Genomic DNA, 17056 nt, shown 5'->3' with positions numbered 1-17056 from the left:
GAATGGGGGAGCAGGCGCAGCAAGCAAACGGTCGCTGGCCGTTTGATGCAGCTCAACACGGGTCCTTCGCGCAGTGAAAAACTGCAACCACCGGATGATGTCCACTGGAGGCGCGCCATGTACAAAGACATTCTCGTCCACATTCCCACCGAACGTCCCATGCGTTCGGCGATCGACGGCTCGATCTCGCTCGCGGCGAAACTCAACGCGCATCTCGACGCGGTCGCGGTCGGCTATGTCGTAACCAGTGCAGCTTACGTGATGGAAGGCGGCGCCGCGGTGGCGGCCGTGTTCGAACTGGAACGCGAGCGCGCCGTGGAGCGGGCCGAGGCCGCGCTCGCAGTGTTCAAGAGCGAGGCGGCGAACGCCGGCATCTCCTACGCCTGCCACGCACTCGGCGCGATCCCGGCGGATGCAGCCGGCTCGCTCGGCGAGATGGCGCGACTGCACGACCTCAGCGTCGTGCTTCAGCCTGATCCGACGCAAGGCTCGTTCGACAACGACATGCCACGCGAGATCCTGTTCCAGGCGGGCGGCCCGGTCCTGTTCCTGCCCTACACCTTCCGTGGAGCCTTCAAGGCAAACCGGATCGGCATCTGCTGGGATGGCAGCCGCCTCGCTGCCCGCGCTGTGCGCGACGCAGCACCGTTCCTGGCGCGCGCCGCAGAAATCGTGATCATCACCATCAACGAGACCGACGCCGCCTCCAACGAAGCGTCAGCGAACAGTCTGACAAAACATCTCCGCCGGCGCGGACTGTCGACCCGCACGGTCGCCCTCTCGGCAACGCGCGCCGACATTCAACCGACCATCCTGTCACTGGCGGCGGACGAGAGTCTCGATCTCCTGGTGATGGGCGGGTACGGCCACTCGCGGTTGCAGGAGCGCGTTCTCGGCGGCGTCACCCGCGCCATGCTGGATGCCATGACGGTCCCGACGCTGATGTCGCATTGAGCCGTGCCGGATGGCGCCATCACGCCGCGACGGGAGTTTCCCATGTCGTGGGCGCGGCGGCGTCCTTGTCGCGTTGCACATTGCAGGCGTCGAAATGCGCCTTCAGCTCGATTTCGGCGAGATGTTCGAAATGTTCGGCCCGGCCGAGCAGTTCCCAATTCTGGAGCGGCCGATAGGCCGCCTGCTGGCGACAGAGGGACGCCAGCGCCCGGTAGCGACGTACGTTCTCCATGAGACCCTCCCTCGCTTGCTAGGGTTATTGCCCTGATTTGCGTCAGGTCGATGGCGGTTGTGCAAAAGATTTGCTGCGCCCCCGCACTTGAACTTGGTCGTCAGGCCCAAGTTCCAAATAGCGCCGGCGGACGCCTGGAACCTCGAGCTTGATCTTGTCGAACGGGAACGACTGCAGAACGCGACGCCGACGCTGAGGCCTACGTTGGAGAGATAGTCGTCGACCTCCAGCTCCCTGCCGATCGTCTCGACCAGGCGTTCAGCCAGCACCAGAACGTCCTCACGGCGCGCGTCCTCGGGCATCAGGACCACGAACTCGTCGCCGCCGATGCGGGCGACGAAGGCGCCTTCGGCTTCCGTGGCAAGTCGGTCAGCCGCCGCTCGCATCAGCAGATCGCCGGCGGGGTGACCGAACACGTCGTTGACCTCCTTGAAGCGGTCGAGATCGAGGCTCAGCACGGCAAAACTGGTCGCCGCCTCCCCCGCCCGCTTCAACCGCTCGGCGAGCGCCGCATTGGAGGCGCTGCGGTTCGGCAGGTCAGTCAGCACGTCATGATGCGCGAGATGGCTGATGCGCTGCCGGGTGGTGACGCGCTCCGTGACGTCCTCGATCACGCCAACCAAGTATTGCGGATTCCCGTCGCCATCCGCGATCAGCATTTTGCGTGAATTGACGACGCGGTCGCGGCCTTCGCCGACTTCGAGCAGATGCTCCTCGAGGAACATCGGCATGCCGCTCGCGATAACCCGGCGGTCCTGCTCGGTGACCATGCGGGCCACGTCCGCCGGAAAGATTTCCTCAGAGCAGAGCGGCGCTGAGGCCGCGTGTCATCCGTAATCTACCGGATACGCGCAGACTCCCTGGCACGTGCCGGTTGCGCGGAAATGTCGTGCAATCCTGCAACCCGCGCCGTCTCGGCCGCGAGGCGGATGGCCGCAATGTTGGCGGCGTATTCAGTGCCATCCCTGCCACGAAACACCGCGGATCCCGCCACCAGCGTGTCGGCGCCCGCTCCGGCAACGGCAGCGGCATTGTCGCGCGTGATGCCGCCATCGACCTCGAGCCGGATCGGCCGGTCGCCGATCATTGTTCGAATTCGTCTGATCTTCTCGATCTGGGACTCGAGGAAGGACTGACCGCCGAAGCCAGGATTGACCGTCATGACCAGCACGAGATCGATACGGTCGAGTACGTATTGGATCGCGCTTTCCGGCGTCGCGGGGCACAGGCCGACGCCCGCTTTCTTGCCGAGTGCGCGGATCGCCTGGAGCGAGCGGTCGAGATGCGGCCCCGCTTCGGCATGGACCGTGATGACGTCAGCGCCTGCCTTCGCGAACGCCTCGAGGTAGGGATCAACCGGCGCGATCATGAGATGCACGTCGAAAACCTTCTTCGTCAGCGGCCGTATCGCTTTGATCACATCGGCGCCGAAACTGATGTTCGGGACGAAATGGCCGTCCATCACATCACAATGGATCCAATCGGCGCCGGCGGCATCGATGGCCGCGATCTCCTCACCGAGACGCGCGAAGTCGGCGGCCAGGATCGAGGGGGCAACAAGGATCTCGCTGCTCATGCCCTCACGCTCCTTTCCGCAACCGGACCACCGCTGAAGACGCGGCTTGCGAGGACATCCGCCGGGTCGATGGTTTCGAGGTCGGCGACATCGAGCATGCGGTCGAGATCGGACACCAGGCGATCGGCCTGCCGCAGGCGGATGCGATCGACCGCGTTGCGGACCGAGCGCGCGTTGGAGAAGAACGGTTGGGTCCGGCGCAGCGCGATGTATTTCTCGAACGCCTCGCGTGCCGCTGCCGAGAAGCGATAACCCCGCTCCTTCAGCATCAGCTCGGCGATGACGAGCAGCTCGGCTTCCGAATAATCCGGAAATTCGATGTGGTGGGCGATCCGCGAGCGGAAGCCGGGATTCGAGGCGAAGAAGCTCGTCATCCGCTCGCCATAGCCGGCGAGGATCACGACGAGGTCCTCGCGCTGGTTCTCCATCACCTGGAGCAGGATCTCGATCGATTCCTGGCCATAGTCGCGCTCGTTGTCGGGACGATGCAGGTAATAGGCCTCATCGATGAACAGCACGCCGCCCATCGCCTTTTTCAAGATCTCCTTGGTCTTCGGCGCGGTGTGACCGATATACTGACCGACGAGGTCGTCGCGCGTCACCGAGATCACCTGCCCGCGGCGCACGAAGCCGAGGCCGTGCAGGATCTTGGCCATGCGCAGCGCGACGGTCGTCTTGCCTGTGCCGGGATTGCCCGTGAACGACATGTGCAGCGTCGGCGGTGCGGCGGCAAGGCCCGCGCGCTGCCGGATGCGCTCGATCAGCAGCAACGAGGCGATCTGGCGCACGCGGTTCTTCACCGGCTTGAGCCCGATCAGCTCCTGATCGAGCTGTTGCAGCGTATCGGTGATCCCGGCCGCTTCAGCCTCCTTGCGGAGATCGAATTGGGTCTCGCTGCGTTCGGTCGTGGTTGCGTGGGGCACATCGAGCATCGGCACCTCGAATAAAAGGGGCTTCGCCGCAGGGGAGCGACGAAGCAGTGGTCCGCCAAGGATGCGAAGCAGGGAGAGCTCCGCGCGGAAGCGAAAGACTCAAGCTGACGCGTGCGCGGCCGGCCGGCGCACCGTGGTGTAGCGAATTGCGCGGCCCCCCACCTCCTGCCGCACGAGCTCGAACTCCGCCTCTTGCTTCGGCCGGTTGACGAGGAAGGAGATCCGCACCGATTCCCAGCCGTGGCTGGAATCGAAGCCGCTGATGCGGATGTAGCGGTCGCCGTAGACCCTGCGACACTCGGCGAGCTCCATCATCACGCCGGCGGCATCCTGGAGATCGAACATCGGCAGGCCCCACATCTCCCAATAGGTATTGCGGGGATGCGGATCATCGGTGAACTCGATATTCACCGCCCAGCCATTGGCGAGACAGTATTGCACCTGCTTGGAGATCTGGTCATCGGTCAGATCGGGCAGATACGAGAAGCAGCCCTGGGTGATCTTCATCTCCATTCTCCTCAGACGGTTTCCAGCGCAGTCGGCACGAAGTCCGGCGTGTCGGTGGATTGATAGTTGAAAGTCACGTCCTTCCAGACCTCGAGCGCGGCCTTCAGCGGCGTGCAGGTCTGGGCCGCCTTGGCGAGGATCTCCGGCCCTTCGTGGACATAGTCGCGGCCCTCATTGCGGGCGAGGATCATCGCTTCCAGCGCCACGCGATTGGCGGTCGCACCAGCCGCAATGCCCATGGGATGGCCGATGGTGCCGCCGCCGAACTGCAGCACGACGTCCTCCCCGAGCAGGTCGAGCAGCTGGTGCATCTGGCCGGCATGGATACCGCCGGAAGCGACCGGCATCATCTTGTTGAGGCTCGCCCAGTGCTGGTCGAAGAACAGGCCGTGCTCGAGCTTGGTCGGGTTGAAGTCCTCGCGGCAGACATCGTAGTAGCCGCGCGTCGTGTTGGGATCGCCTTCGAGCTTTCCGACCACCGTGCCGGCATGGATGTGGTCGACACCGGCGAGGCGCATCCATTTGGCAATGACGCGAAACGACACGCCATGGCTCTTCTGCCGCGTATAGGTCGAATGGCCGGCGCGGTGCAGATGCAGGATCATGTCGTTGCGCCGGGCCCATTTGGCCATGGACTGGATCGCGGTGTAGCCGATCACGAGGTCGATCATGACGATGACCGAGCCGAGCTCCTTAGCGAACTCCGCGCGCTCGTACATGTCCTCCATGGTGCCCGCGGTGACGTTCAGGTAGGTGCCCTTCACCTCGCCCGAGGCCGCCTGCGCGCGGTTGACCGCCTCCATGCAGTAGAGGAAACGGTCGCGCCAATGCATGAAGGGCTGCGAGTTGATGTTCTCGTCGTCCTTTGTGAAATCGAGCCCGCCCTTCAGCGCCTCGTAGACCACGCGGCCGTAGTTGCGGCCGGACAGACCAAGCTTCGGCTTCACCGTCGCGCCCAGCAGTGGCCGGCCGAACTTGTCGAGCCGCTCGCGCTCGACCACGATGCCGGTCGCCGGTCCCTGGAACGTCTTCACATAGGCGACCGGAAAGCGCATGTCTTCGAGGCGCAGCGCCTTGAGCGGCTTGAAGCCGAACACGTTGCCGATGATCGAAGCCGAAAGATTGGCGATGGAGCCCGGCTCGAACAGGTCGAGATCGTAGGCGATGTAGGCGAAATACGAGCCGGGCGAGCCCGGGACGGGATCGACGCGGTAGCACTTGGCGCGATATTTCTCGGCCGCTGTCAGGCGATCGGTCCACACCACCGTCCAGGTCGCGGTTGAGGATTCGCCGGCAACGGCAGCCGACGCCTCGATGGGGTCGACGCCCTCCTGCGGCGTGACGCGGAACAGCGCGATCACGTCCGTGTCCTTCGGCGTGTAATCGGGCTCCCAATAGCCCATGCGCTTGTATTCCATCACGCCGGAGCGATAGCGCTCTTTGCCGCGGACCGTGCCTGCATGTGCGTTCATGGCTCTCTCCTGCTCTTCTCTCTCTCTGAATGACTAGGCTGCGACCGGTTCGCGGGCGTCGATGCGCGGATCAAGCTCGCCGGCGCGATAGCGCCGCGCCATCTCGCTCATCGGGACCACCTTGATCTTGCTCGCATGGCCCGCCGTGCCGAACTGCTCGAACCGCTCGCGGCACAGCTCTCGCATCGCGTCCATCGCGGGCTTGAGGAACTTGCGCGGGTCGAACTCGGAGCGCGCCTGGGCCGCCACTTTCCGGAACACGGCGGTCATCGCCAGCCGGCAATCGGTGTCGATATTGACCTTGCGCACGCCGCTCTTGATGCCGCGGACGATCTCCTCGACCGGCACACCCCAGGTCTGCGGCATCTCGCCGCCAAACTCGTTGAACATGTCCTGCAGCGGCTGCGGCACCGACGAAGAGCCATGCATGACGAGATGTGTATTCGGCAGCCGGCGATGGATCTCCTCGACCACTCGCATCGCCAGGATGTCACCATCGGGCTTGCGGCTGAACTTGTAGGCGCCATGCGAGGTGCCCATCGCGATCGCCAAGGCGTCGACCTTCGTCGCACCGACGAAGTCGACGGCCTGGTCCGGATCGGTCAACAGCTGGTCGTGGCTGACCTTGCCCTCGACACCATGACCGTCCTCCTGCTCGCCACCGCCGTGTTCCAGCGAGCCGAGCACGCCGAGCTCGCCTTCGACCGAAGCGCCGACCCAATGGGCGAGATCGACGACGCGGCGGGTGATCGCGACATTGTAGTCATAGTCGGCCGCCGTCTTTGCATCGGCCTTGAGCGAGCCGTCCATCATCACCGAGGTGAAGCCATGGGCGATGGCGGAGGCGCAGGTCGCCTCGTCATTGCCGTGGTCCTGATGCATGCAGAGCGGGATATCGGGATAGGTCCGCTCCAGCGCGTCGATCATATGCGAGAGCATGAGATCGCCGGCATAGCTGCGCGCGCCGCGCGAAGCCTGGATGATCACGGGCGCGTCGACCTCGGCCGCCGCCTGCATGATCGCAATGCCCTGCTCCATGTTGTTGATGTTGAACGCCGGCACGGCATAGCCGTGACTCGCGGCGTGATCGAGCAATTGGCGAAGGGTGATACGGGCCAAAGGGTCGTCCTCCTTATTGGCTCTTGCGGGCGATCGCCCGGCGGGCCGCTTCCGCAATGCTCTGCGGCGTGATTCCAAATTCGCGATACAGCACGGGCGCGGGCGCTGAGGCGCCGAAGCCGCGCATGCCGACGAATTCGCCGTCCATCCCGATCCAGCGCGACCAGTCGCCCTGCACGGCCGCCTCGATGCCGACGCGCGGCGCAGTGCCGAGCACGGAGGCGCGGTAATCTTCCGGCTGCTCCTCGAACAGTGCGAAGCACGGTGCGGAGACCACAGCAGCGCGAATGTGCTCGGTCGCGAGCAGACGCGCGGCTTCCATTGCAATCGACACTTCGGAGCCGGTTGCGATGAGCGTCACATCGCGGCCGCCGTCCGGGGAGACAACGAGGTAAGCACCGCGCGCGACGCGGTTTTTGCCGCGCGCATCGCTGCGGAAGGTCGGCAGGGCCTGCCGCGACAGGCACAACACGGATGGACGGTGCTCCGCCATAAGCGCGCAATCCCAGGCCTCCAGCGTCTCCACGGCATCGGCCGGCCGGAACACGAGCAGGTTCGGAATGACGCGCAGCGCCGCGAGATGCTCGACCGGCTGATGCGTCGGCCCGTCCTCCCCGAGACCGATGGAGTCGTGCGTCATCACATGGATCACGCGCAGCCGCATCAAGGCCGCAAGGCGGATCGCGGGCCGGCTGTAATCGGAGAACGCGAGGAACGTGCCGCCGTAGGGGATGAAGCCGCCATGCAGCGCGAGGCCGTTCATCGCGGCGGCCATGCCGTGCTCGCGGATGCCGTAATGGATGTAGTCGCCGGCGAACGCACCGCTCTTGACCGGAGCCTGCGCCTTGGCATGCGTCAGGTTCGAATGCGTCAGGTCCGCGGAGCCGCCGACCAGGCCGGGAATCGTCCCGGCGATGGCATCGAGCACCTGTTGCGAGGCCTGCCGCGTCGCGAGCTTTGGCCGCTCGCTGGCGAAGCGTTCGCGCAATTTCGCCGCGGCGAGCGCGTAGGCGGCGGGCAGAGTCACGGCCTTGCCCTCGACGAACAGATCGCGCTGCTCTGGCGTCGCACCTTCGTAGCGATCGAGCCAGGCGAGGCGATCGACCTGCCCACGCTGCCCGATCATCCGCCACGCCTTGAGCACCGGGATCGGCACCACGAAGGGCTGATAGTCCCAACCAAGCGTCCGCCGCGCCGCTGCCGTCTGCTCGGTGCCGAGCGGCGCGCCGTGCGCCTTCTCGGTGCCCTGTCTACCAGGCGCGCCATAGCCGATGATGGTGCGGCAGGCGATCAGCGAGGGTTTTGCGGTTTCGCGCTCTTCAGCAATCGCCTGCGCAACGGCTTCGGGATCGTGCCCGTCGACCCGGCGCGCCGACCAGCCAGAGGCGGCGAAGCGCGCGAGCTGGTCGTCCGACGTTGCGAGCGAGGTCGGGCCGTCAATGGAGATGCCATTGTCATCGAACAGCACGATCAGCCGGCCGAGCCCGAGATGGCCGGCAAGCGAGATCGCCTCCTGGCTGATGCCTTCCATCAGGCAGCCATCGCCCGCGATGACATAGGTGTAGTGATCGACAAGCCCGTCACCATGCCGCGCATTGGCCATGCGCTCGGCGAGCGCCATACCGACCGCGGTCGCGATCCCCTGCCCCAATGGGCCCGTCGTGGTCTCGACGCCCGGCGTATGACCATATTCGGGGTGCCCGGGCGTCTTCGAGCCCCATTGCCTGAAGGCCTTGATGTCGTCGAGGCTGACATCGCCGCCGGTCAGGTGCAGCAGCGCATAGAGCAGCATCGAGCCGTGGCCCGCCGACAGGACGAAGCGGTCGCGGTCCGGCCAGTTGGGATGCGCCGAGTCGAATTTCAGGAAGCGCGAGAACAGCACGGTTGCGACATCGGCCATGCCCATGGGCAGGCCGGGATGGCCCGACTGCGATGTCTCGATGGCATCGACCGCGAGGAAGCGGACAGCGTTGGCGAGATCGTTGTGCGTGACGGCCGTGAGGTCGGCTTCAGCATGGACGGAGATGTTCATCGGATCCTCTCCCTGTTCACTTCAAGCTGCGCTTGCGCTCGATCAGCTGCATGATCAGCGGCGTCAGGATCAGTTGCATCGCGAGATCGAGCTTGGCGCCGGGGCAGACGATCGAATTGGCGCGAGACATCCAGCTCTGCGGCAGCATCGAGAGCAGATAAGGGAAGTCGATGCCGCGCGGATTCTTGAAGCGGATCACGACCATCGATTCGTCCGGCGTCGGAATCCAGCGCGCGATGAACGGATTGGAGGTATCCACCGTCGGCACGCGCTGGAAATTGATGTCGGTCTCGGTGAATTGCGGGCAGATGTAGTGGATGTAGTCGGGCATCCGCCGCAGGATCGTGTCAGTGACGGCCTCGGTCGAATAGCCGCGCGCGCTGCGGTCGCGGTGCAGCTTCTGGATCCATTCGAGATTGATGACGGGCACGACGCCGATCTTGAGGTCGGCATAGCGCGCGACATTCACCTTATCCGTGACCACGGCGCCGTGCAGTCCCTCGTAGAACAGCAGGTCGGAGTTCTCCGGCAGCTGCTTCCAGTCGGTGAAGGTGCCGGGCGCGGCGCCATGCAGCGCCGATTCCTCGGCGTCGTGGACGTAGTGCCGCGTCACCGCCGTGCCGGTCTCGCCGTAGTCGCGGAAAGCGCGCTCCAGTTCCTCGAACAGGTTGGTCTCGGGGCTGAAATGGCTGAAGTGCTTGTTGCCGCGCTCGGCCTCCTTCGCCATCTGCGCGCGCATCTCGGCGCGGTCGTAGCGATGAAAGGCGTCGCCCTCGATGTAGACGGCGTTGACCTTCTCGCGGAAAAATATCTGCTCGAACGTCTTCTTGACCGAGGTGGTGCCGGCGCCGGACGAGCCGGTGATGGAGATGATCGGATGTTTCCTTGACATGCTCGTCCTCCTACAGCCGGAAGAATCCACGCCGCGCGAACAGCGGCGCTGAAACGCTGGCGACCAGCAGCGGATCGCAATGCAGCTCCTCGACGCGCCGCACCTCGTTGCTGGAGCCCATGATCAACGGCACGCGCTGGTGCAGGCTCTGCGCGGACAGATCGAGGATGCGCTCGCGCCCGGTCGAGGCCGAGCCGCCGGCGTGCTCGATGATCATCGCCATCGGATGCGCCTCATAGGTGAGGCGCAGGCGGCCGTCGCCGTAGCCGGGGCGCGCGTCCGAGGGGTAAAGGAACACGCCGCCGCGGGTGAGGATGCGATAGGCTTCCGCGACCAGCGAGCCGATCCAGCGCATGTTGAAATCGTGGTTGGCCGGCCCCTCGACGCCGGCGAGGCATTCATCGATGAAGGCGCGCACCGGCGGGTCCCAATGCCGGCGGTTCGACGCATTGATCGCGAACTCCTCGCAGGCCTCGGAAATCTGCACGCCGCTGCGCGCGAGGCGGAAGCAGCCGGCCTTGCGGTCGAGCGTGAAGATGTCGACGCCGACGCCGAGCGTCAGCACCAGCAAGGTCTGCGGGCCGTAGGTGACGAAGCCCGCGGCGAGCTGTGCCGAGCCGCGCTGATGGAAGGCCAGCGAGAGATCATCAGGCGCCGGCAGGATCGAGAAGATGGTGCCGACGGTCATGTTGATGTCGATGTTGGAGGAGCCGTCGAGCGGATCGATCGCGATGCAGATGCGGCCCTCGCGGTCGACGATCTGGGCCTCGCGCATTTCTTCGGACGCCAGCGCCGCGATCGGCAGCCGACCGAGGCAGCGGCGCAGGATCGCGTCGGCCTGGACGTCGAGATCCCGTTGGACATCGCCGTCGCTGTTGCGGCCCCTGGTCAGACCGGAGCCGGCGGCGAGATCGCCGGAGGCGACGAGGTCGGCAATCTCGATCGCGGCCGCTGCGATGGCATCGACGGCGCCCGCCACCGCGAGCGCGTGAGGTGCGGTCTCACAATACCGTTGAAGGTGGTCGTCCAGCCTGAGTCGCCCGGTCATCTGCGTCCATCCCTGTGCCGGCGCCGCATCCAGTTTCCCTCCCCTCTGGAGGTTGGCGCGGTCGGTCCCGGCATCAGGAGATTGACAGGGGCGGCCTAATAAGGAAAATTTCTAATCATAATGAGCCTCAAAGAATTTTCTTATAATGGCCCCGGCCATGCGGCGACCCAGCTCCGGCATCTGACGATCCGGCAGCTGCGCTCGCTTGCGGCGCTGTCGGCAAAGGGCAGCGTGACGGCGGCCTCCAGCCATCTCGGGCTGACGCAGCCGGCCGTAACCCAGCAGCTCCGGCAGCTTCAGGATCTTGCCGGCCTGCCGCTGGTGCAGCGGACTGGCGACGGCATGCTGCTGACGGAGGCGGGCAAGGAGGTGCTGGCGCTGGCCGAGCGGGTCGAGGCCGCCATTACGGATTGCCAGGGCGCACTGGACCTGCTGGCGGGCCGGACCGGCGGCACGGTGCAGCTTGGCGCGGTGTCGACCGCGAAATATTTCGTGCCGCACGCGATCGCGGCGTTCTCCAAGCGCTATCCCAAGATCGAGATCAAGCTGACCATCGGCAATCGCGAGGAGATCCGCGAGGCCATGCACGGCTACGACCTCGATTTCGCGGTGATGGGTCGGCCACCGGCCGACGTCAGCGTCGACGTCCGTCAGCTCGGACGCAATCCGCACATCATCGTCGCTCGCAAGGGCCACTGGCTGGAGAAGGATTCCGGCCTCAACCTCACCGACCTCGTGCACGAGACCTTCCTCACGCGCGAGCCCGGCTCGGGCACGCGGACACTGATGGAGGGCATGTTCCAGAAGTCGGATCTCGAGCCGATCATCGGCATGGAGATGAGCAGCAACGAGACCATCAAGCAGGCCGTCATCGCCGGCCTCGGCATCGCCTTCATCTCGGCCCACACGGTGGCGCATGAGCTTGCCGAGGGCCGGCTCGTCGTGCTCGACGTTGCAGGGCTGCCGATCGTACGGCAATGGTACGTGATCCGCCGCAGCGATAAGGTGTTGCTGCCGCCGGCGCAGGCGATGTTCGATTTCCTGGGCTCGGAAGGATCGAATTATCTGCCTGATGTGCCCGAACTCGGCGGGCAGTAGGCCGGCGCTCAGCTCATCAGCTTCATGGCGACGGTTGCCGCCAGTATCACGATGATCTGGAGCAGACGCTCCGTCGTGAAGATGCGGTTGAAGGTGCTCATCGCGTGCCCCGGCCGACGTGAAGAATGTCTCGATCGGCCCGTTGCTAGCACACAAGAGTGCGGGGACAACTCCGTAATTGCCCCGTGGGCGGTCGCGCCGTCGGCGAGCCGGTTCACGTCCACGCCGACGGCTGGCGATCAGGCCGCGAGCGGGGCGTTGCAGTCGGTGCGCGTGGCGAAATAGGCCTCCAGCTCCGACAGCGCCCGCGCTTCCCAATCCCTCGCCTGCTCCAGCAGCGACCAGCTCTGGCCCGGGCGGAATGCAGCGGTCTGGCGATAGAGCGATGCAATGCCGCGGTAGCGGCGCACGTTCTCCAAGATGGCGTGACCGTTCATGTCCGAAAACTCCCTCGTCATTCCCGCGGGGGAAACTGCGGCCAAATCTTTTTCGAAAAGTTAGCGGCGCGCGGCAAGTTCGCGGATGGTTGCCGGACTGTTGCGCGAGCGCAACGTGCGCGGCGCGATTTATTGCGAATTCGTTGCCGCGCTCTCGCCCGAAGGCTTCAGCCCGCCGCTTCTGACGATCGTCATCGTCTCGCGGCAGAGATCGGCAAGACCGATCAGGAGCACGGCCAGGAGGCAGAACAGGTTGATGGAATCGGCATTTGCGCTGGTCAGCGGGTTGAACTGGAAGACGGGCGGTATGAACGCCCACCACACCAGCGGAACAGTGAGCAGCGCGGCAAATACCGCCGCCGGCGCGCCGGCAACGAACGCAAGCACGAACAGGCTGGGCAGGAACACCACGAAATAGAGCTTTGCCCCGAGCGCGACGCAGATGCCCTGAAGCGCGGCCGACATTGCGACGACGACCAGCCCGAGCAAAAACGCCTGCCACGACCACGGCCGTACCCGCGGTACGCCAAACAGCCCCGTACGTCTCATGAGCCTCCCCCTGCAACCTGTTAACCAGGTGCGTTTGCGACCAAAGTACTACAGCGGCGCCGGGACTGCGAGACGGAAATTGCGTCCTCGCCGGGTTGGTAAACGGGCCGCATCGCACAATTCCGCCCCTGCCGGCGGCTATTCGGTCGCCGCATAGAGCAGGCCCGCGATGGGCAGAGCGCCGCCAATGGCCGATGCGAGCGCCCAGCCGCCTTGCGCGAAGGCGAAGGCTCCGACCGCGGAGCCGGCCGCACCGGCGGCGAAGAACGTCGCCATGTAGAGACCGTTGAGGCGGCTGCGGTGCTCGTGGCCGAGCACGAATATGGCGCGGAAGCCGAGCACGACATTGCCCTGGACACCGATATCGATGGCAATCGCGGCCACCACGAGACAGGCGAGATTCAGCAGCGAGCCGGGCGTGCCGATATAGGTCACGAGGAATCCGGCGGCCGCGAGCAGCATCGCGACCAGCGTCGCGATGCGGCTATGGCCGCGATCGGCGAGGCGTCCTGCGATCGGCGCCGCGAACACGCCGGCAACCCCGGCCAGTGCGAACAGCGCGATGCCACGCTGGGAGAAGCCGAACTCGGCGGCGAGTTGGAGCGGCGCCACCGTCCAGAACAGGGTGAAGGCGCCGAACAGGCTCGCCTGGTAGAGTGCACGGCGCCGCAGCAGCGGCGTGGCCCGCACCAGATGCGGCATCGACAGCAATAATTCGCCGTAGTGCATCCGCGTGACAGGCTTGCACCTCGGCAGCGTCATCCAGAGCACGGCCGTGAGCACGATCATCAGCGCGGCGGAGCAGAAGAACACTGCATGCCACGACAGCACGGCCGTGACGAAGCTCGATACCGGACGTGCCAGCATGATGCCGAGCATCAGACCGGTCGAGACGTTGCCGACGACGCGGCCGCGGATGGCTTCAGGCGCCAGATGCGCCGCATAGGGGATGATGATCTGCACCGCGACCGAGCCGAGCCCGATGAACAGCGCGGCGATCAGGAACGGCAGCGCGTGGGTCGCGAAGGCGGCGGCGAGCAGCGCCGCGGCGCCAAGCGTGATCACCGAGCAGATCAGCGCGCGGTTCTCGACGAGATCGCCGAGCGGCACGATCAGCAGCAGCCCGGTGCCGTAGCCGATCTGCGTCATGGTGACGATCAGTCCCGCCGCTGCATGCGACAGGCCGAGCGCGGCGCTGATCGGGGCGATCAACGGCTGGGCATAGTAGATGTTGGCGGCGACCATGCCACAGGCCGCGGCAAGCACGAAGGTCAGGCGCTGCGACACCGCATCCGGCCCGGGCGCGGTCTCGATCGTGGCATTCATCGTCATTCACATGGACTCCAGGTAAAGATAGGGAATGATGATTCCCTTTTTTGACAAAAAACTCAGGCGAGCAGTTTCATCGCGACGCCGACGAGGCGCTCCCCGTCGAGCGGCAGGCGGGCCTTGCCAAGGACGCGCAGACCTTGCGTGATGCAGATCATCAGCCGCGCGGTGTCATCGGCATCGACATGGCGGGGAATCGAGCCATCGGCCTGCCCCTCGCGAATGAGGCCGGCAATGAAGCTTTCGTTGCTCTTGAGCTGCGCATTGACGCGGGCGCCAACGACTGGATCGAGCGCGGACAGTTCGACCGCGCCGCCGACGACGAGGCAGCCGCGCCGCCCCTCGCTGCCCTGGGAATGCTCGACATAGGACAGCAACACGTGACGGATTCGCTCGCGGCCGTTTGCGCCGCGCGAGGCCGCGTTGCGGGTCTGCTCCTGGCGCAGCACCGTATAGCGCTCGAAGGCGGCGAGAAACACCGCATGCTTATCGCGAAACGCCTTGTAGATGCTTCCCGTAGCGAGCCGCATCGCCGCGGTGAGGTCGCCGATCGAGGTGGCATGGTAGCCGCGCTCGCGAAACACCCGCACGGCCCTGTCGAGGGCGGTGTCCATGTCGAATTCCCGGGGGCGGCCGGGCGGACGGGCAGACGGAGATCGGCGGGCGGTCTTTTGCATTGCGGCATAATAGGGAATGATTGTTCCCGAATAAAGACACGTGGTTGTGAACGGGTGGTTGATGACGGCGTCGCACTTTCGCGTCCCGGAACCAGTTGCAAGCCGCGAAGCGTTGGGGGCAGAGCCGGGACCCGAGCAACACGGCACGGTGCGGCGACGGGGCACGAGAGAGGCGTGTGGTACACGCTCTCTCCTCCTCGTCATTGCGAGGAGCCCTTGCGACGAAGCAATCCAGAATCCCGCCTCGGAAAGATTCTGGATTTGCTTCGCTGCGCTCGCAATGACGGAGTGTGAGGTGACAGCTTGGTGCTCCAAGTGACGCTGTCATTCCCCCTTGTGCGCAATCGCGCACTGGGGCGGGCAAATCCAGTACGCCGCAGCCTCTCGATTGAACCACTGCCGTCTCGGCGTACTGGATCGCCCGCCTTCGCGGGCGATGACGGCAAATGCGTGGCTGCAGACATGCCTTTGCGTCCTCGCGGCGCAACTCGCCCGAGCTTTGCTTCGTCGCTCCACCCTCTGAAAGCCAAGAGACGCAGGGAAGACCGCATAGGCGTTAAGTTTGTTCTTGAGTGTTGGAATCACACGTGATTCCAAGGCGGGATGGCAGACGAATCGCTTCTGAACGAGGACTGGACGAGAGTGGTTACGCAGCTCGGCGGGGCTGCGCAGCTTGAAATAAGTGCGCGCCAGACGAAGGCTTTCGTGCGGCGGCGCCAAATTCCAGATGCGGTGTCGTTACTTCGGCTGATGCTGGCCTATTGTCTGGGTGAAAGAGGGTTGAGATCGACAGCCGCGTGGGCGGCTTCTGTTGGCCTTGCCGACCTCAGCAGCGTGGCGTTGTTCTATCGCCTGCGTCAATGTGGCGATTGGTTTGCAGTGCTGGTGGAGGGCTTGCTCGCTGCGGCAGCCCCGAAAGCGAGCCGAGGCCGCCTGATCCGCATTATCGATGCGACGACAGTGCCTCAGGCAGGACCGGCTGCGCGCAGGAACAGTGAGCTTTGGCGCGTTCATAGTGCATTCGATCTGCCATATGAGCGCTTTGGTCACTTCGAGCTGACAGATCAGCAAGAAGGCGAAACGTTTGACCGGATACCGGTGGTCAAGAACGAGATCCGCATTGCTGACCGCGCTTATCTACAACCTGACCGCATCGCCGCTGTGCGCGACGCCGGGGCAGACGTTTTGATCCGAGCGGGCTGGAAGAACGCACGTTGGCTTGATGCCAAAGGCCTTCCGTTCGATCTGATGGCCCAATTGCGTGCGGCGAAGGCGCACGGACTGATCGATCGGAGGATTTGGATCAAACGCAAGGACGGTGCGCCTCTGGCTATGCGTCTGGTCGCAGTCAAGAAGCCCGCCGGTGCAGTCGCGGCTTCGCGCCGTAAAGCCCGGCGCGACGCACAAGACGAAAACCGCGTCATCTCCAAAGAAACTCTGGAAGCCGCGGATTGGGTCATTCTGGTCACGTCGCTCGCGCGGGACGAGTTCTCCACCAAGGATGTACTCGCGCTCTATCGACTGCGATGGCGCATCGAACTTGGCTTCAAGCGACTGAAGAGTCTGATTGGTCTCAAGACGCCACCTGGAACCGATCCGCGCTCCGCCAAGCCCTACTTGCTGGCACACCTCTTGATCATCCTGCTGCTCGAGCCGCTTGCCCGCGACTTCGAGGACTCTCCCCGCTGGACGCAGGCCGCCTGACGGCACCTGGCGCTTGGCGTGTTTTGCAACAACTCGTTGCATCCTTGCTACAAGCGATCATTCCACAACCAACCATCCGTTGCTTTCGCCGCAGAAAGCGAGCGCTTGGGCGGCACCTGCGCGAGCCTCCTCGAAAACGTCCGTATCAATCGATGCTCGCGCTACCTTAACGCCTATGGGGAAGACCGGGTGCTGACCTCGCACCCGCGGTCTGCTGCACGAAAGGATCGCGCAAAGGAGACCGCACAGCAGCATACAGGTGGTGCCAATCACTCGGCCTTCCCTGCGCGATGGTCGGACGGCTTATGCCGCGCTCTCCTGGGAGCCGAATTCCTTCTGGCCTCCCTCGCGCTCGCGGAATTCACCGGCCATCGCGCCGGTTGACGCGACTGCCGCATCCGCAAGCGCTTGACCGTAGCAACGACGGCCAGGACCACACGGTTTTGCCGTACGCACGGTTCGCTTGTTCGCCACAGGGTCCGATGGCGTTGTGCACGT

The 17056-nt window shown here is 64.8% G+C and carries 16 protein-coding genes and 1 pseudogene; 3 read left to right on the top strand and 14 right to left on the bottom strand.

Features of this window, described 5'->3' with window-relative positions:
- The first annotated feature begins 117 nt into the window (after positions 1-117).
- The gene (locus P6U28_RS04175; RefSeq protein WP_407121816.1) at positions 118-954 is read left to right on the top strand and encodes a universal stress protein; all 837 of its coding nucleotides are present in this window, start codon (positions 118-120) and stop codon (positions 952-954) included.
- A gap of 19 nt (positions 955-973) precedes the next feature.
- Here the strand turns inward: P6U28_RS04175 and P6U28_RS04170 are convergent, their stop codons facing one another.
- From P6U28_RS04170 to P6U28_RS04125, 10 genes and pseudogenes are all read right to left on the bottom strand, one after another.
- Positions 974-1186, bottom strand: coding sequence for a hypothetical protein (locus P6U28_RS04170; protein ID WP_122404736.1), 213 nt, complete (start codon positions 1184-1186; stop codon positions 974-976).
- A gap of 176 nt (positions 1187-1362) precedes the next feature.
- Positions 1363-1980: pseudogene (locus P6U28_RS04165) on the bottom strand (diguanylate cyclase domain-containing protein); the annotation flags it as partial.
- A 44-nt stretch (positions 1981-2024) separates the two neighbouring features.
- Positions 2025-2762, bottom strand: a complete 738-nt coding sequence (gene rpe / locus P6U28_RS04160; protein WP_407121815.1) for a ribulose-phosphate 3-epimerase — start codon at positions 2760-2762, stop codon at positions 2025-2027.
- Positions 2759-3694 carry a CbbX protein gene (cbbX, locus tag P6U28_RS04155; RefSeq protein ID WP_407121814.1) on the bottom strand — a complete coding sequence of 312 codons (936 nt, stop codon included), beginning with the start codon at positions 3692-3694 and terminating at the stop codon, positions 2759-2761. The genes rpe and cbbX overlap by 4 nt, the downstream gene beginning before the upstream one ends.
- A 99-nt stretch (positions 3695-3793) precedes the next feature.
- The gene (locus P6U28_RS04150) at positions 3794-4201 is read right to left on the bottom strand and encodes a ribulose bisphosphate carboxylase small subunit (RefSeq protein WP_122406815.1); all 408 of its coding nucleotides are present in this window, start codon (positions 4199-4201) and stop codon (positions 3794-3796) included.
- A gap of 11 nt (positions 4202-4212) precedes the next feature.
- A complete protein-coding gene (locus P6U28_RS04145; protein ID WP_129143913.1) occupies positions 4213-5673 on the bottom strand; it encodes a form I ribulose bisphosphate carboxylase large subunit in 1461 nt (486 codons plus the stop codon).
- Between the two features lie 33 nt (positions 5674-5706).
- Positions 5707-6792, bottom strand: coding sequence for a class II fructose-bisphosphate aldolase (gene fba / locus P6U28_RS04140; protein ID WP_122404740.1), 1086 nt, complete (start codon positions 6790-6792; stop codon positions 5707-5709).
- A gap of 13 nt (positions 6793-6805) precedes the next feature.
- A complete protein-coding gene (gene tkt / locus P6U28_RS04135; RefSeq protein ID WP_407121813.1) occupies positions 6806-8824 on the bottom strand; it encodes a transketolase in 2019 nt (672 codons plus the stop codon).
- A 16-nt stretch (positions 8825-8840) separates the two neighbouring features.
- Complete coding sequence (locus P6U28_RS04130) at positions 8841-9716, bottom strand: phosphoribulokinase (RefSeq protein WP_027570916.1); 876 nt, start codon at positions 9714-9716, stop codon at positions 8841-8843.
- 10 nt (positions 9717-9726) lie between these two features.
- Positions 9727-10764: a class 1 fructose-bisphosphatase gene (locus P6U28_RS04125; protein WP_407121812.1), complete on the bottom strand. Its 1038-nt coding sequence runs from the start codon at positions 10762-10764 to the stop codon at positions 9727-9729.
- 120 nt (positions 10765-10884) lie between these two features.
- On the opposite strand from P6U28_RS04125, the gene P6U28_RS04120 reads away from it, so the two are divergent.
- Positions 10885-11862 carry a LysR family transcriptional regulator gene (locus tag P6U28_RS04120; RefSeq protein ID WP_122404743.1) on the top strand — a complete coding sequence of 326 codons (978 nt, stop codon included), beginning with the start codon at positions 10885-10887 and terminating at the stop codon, positions 11860-11862.
- A 239-nt stretch (positions 11863-12101) separates the two neighbouring features.
- On the opposite strand, the gene P6U28_RS04115 is transcribed toward P6U28_RS04120, so the two are convergent.
- From P6U28_RS04115 to P6U28_RS04100, 4 genes are all read right to left on the bottom strand, one after another.
- Positions 12102-12299 carry a hypothetical protein gene (locus P6U28_RS04115; protein WP_129143919.1) on the bottom strand — a complete coding sequence of 66 codons (198 nt, stop codon included), beginning with the start codon at positions 12297-12299 and terminating at the stop codon, positions 12102-12104.
- A gap of 129 nt (positions 12300-12428) precedes the next feature.
- Complete coding sequence (locus P6U28_RS04110) at positions 12429-12848, bottom strand: DUF4118 domain-containing protein (RefSeq protein ID WP_407121811.1); 420 nt, start codon at positions 12846-12848, stop codon at positions 12429-12431.
- Positions 12849-12986: 138 nt separating this feature from the next.
- Positions 12987-14180 (bottom strand): MFS transporter, encoded by a 1194-nt coding sequence (locus P6U28_RS04105; RefSeq protein ID WP_407121810.1) that lies wholly within the window; start codon positions 14178-14180, stop codon positions 12987-12989.
- A gap of 56 nt (positions 14181-14236) precedes the next feature.
- Entirely contained in the window at positions 14237-14854 is a 618-nt protein-coding gene (locus tag P6U28_RS04100; protein WP_122404746.1) for a TetR/AcrR family transcriptional regulator, read from the bottom strand.
- A 603-nt stretch (positions 14855-15457) separates the two neighbouring features.
- On the opposite strand from P6U28_RS04100, the gene P6U28_RS04095 reads away from it, so the two are divergent.
- Positions 15458-16558, top strand: a complete 1101-nt coding sequence (locus P6U28_RS04095; protein ID WP_122401899.1) for an IS4 family transposase — start codon at positions 15458-15460, stop codon at positions 16556-16558.
- Positions 16559-17056 lie beyond the last annotated feature (498 nt).

Source organism: Bradyrhizobium sp. STM 3561 (assembly GCF_045571455.1).
In the GTDB taxonomy this organism is placed as follows: Bacteria; Pseudomonadota; Alphaproteobacteria; order Rhizobiales; family Xanthobacteraceae; genus Bradyrhizobium; species Bradyrhizobium vignae.
This window is presented reverse-complemented; position numbering and strand designations above follow the sequence as displayed.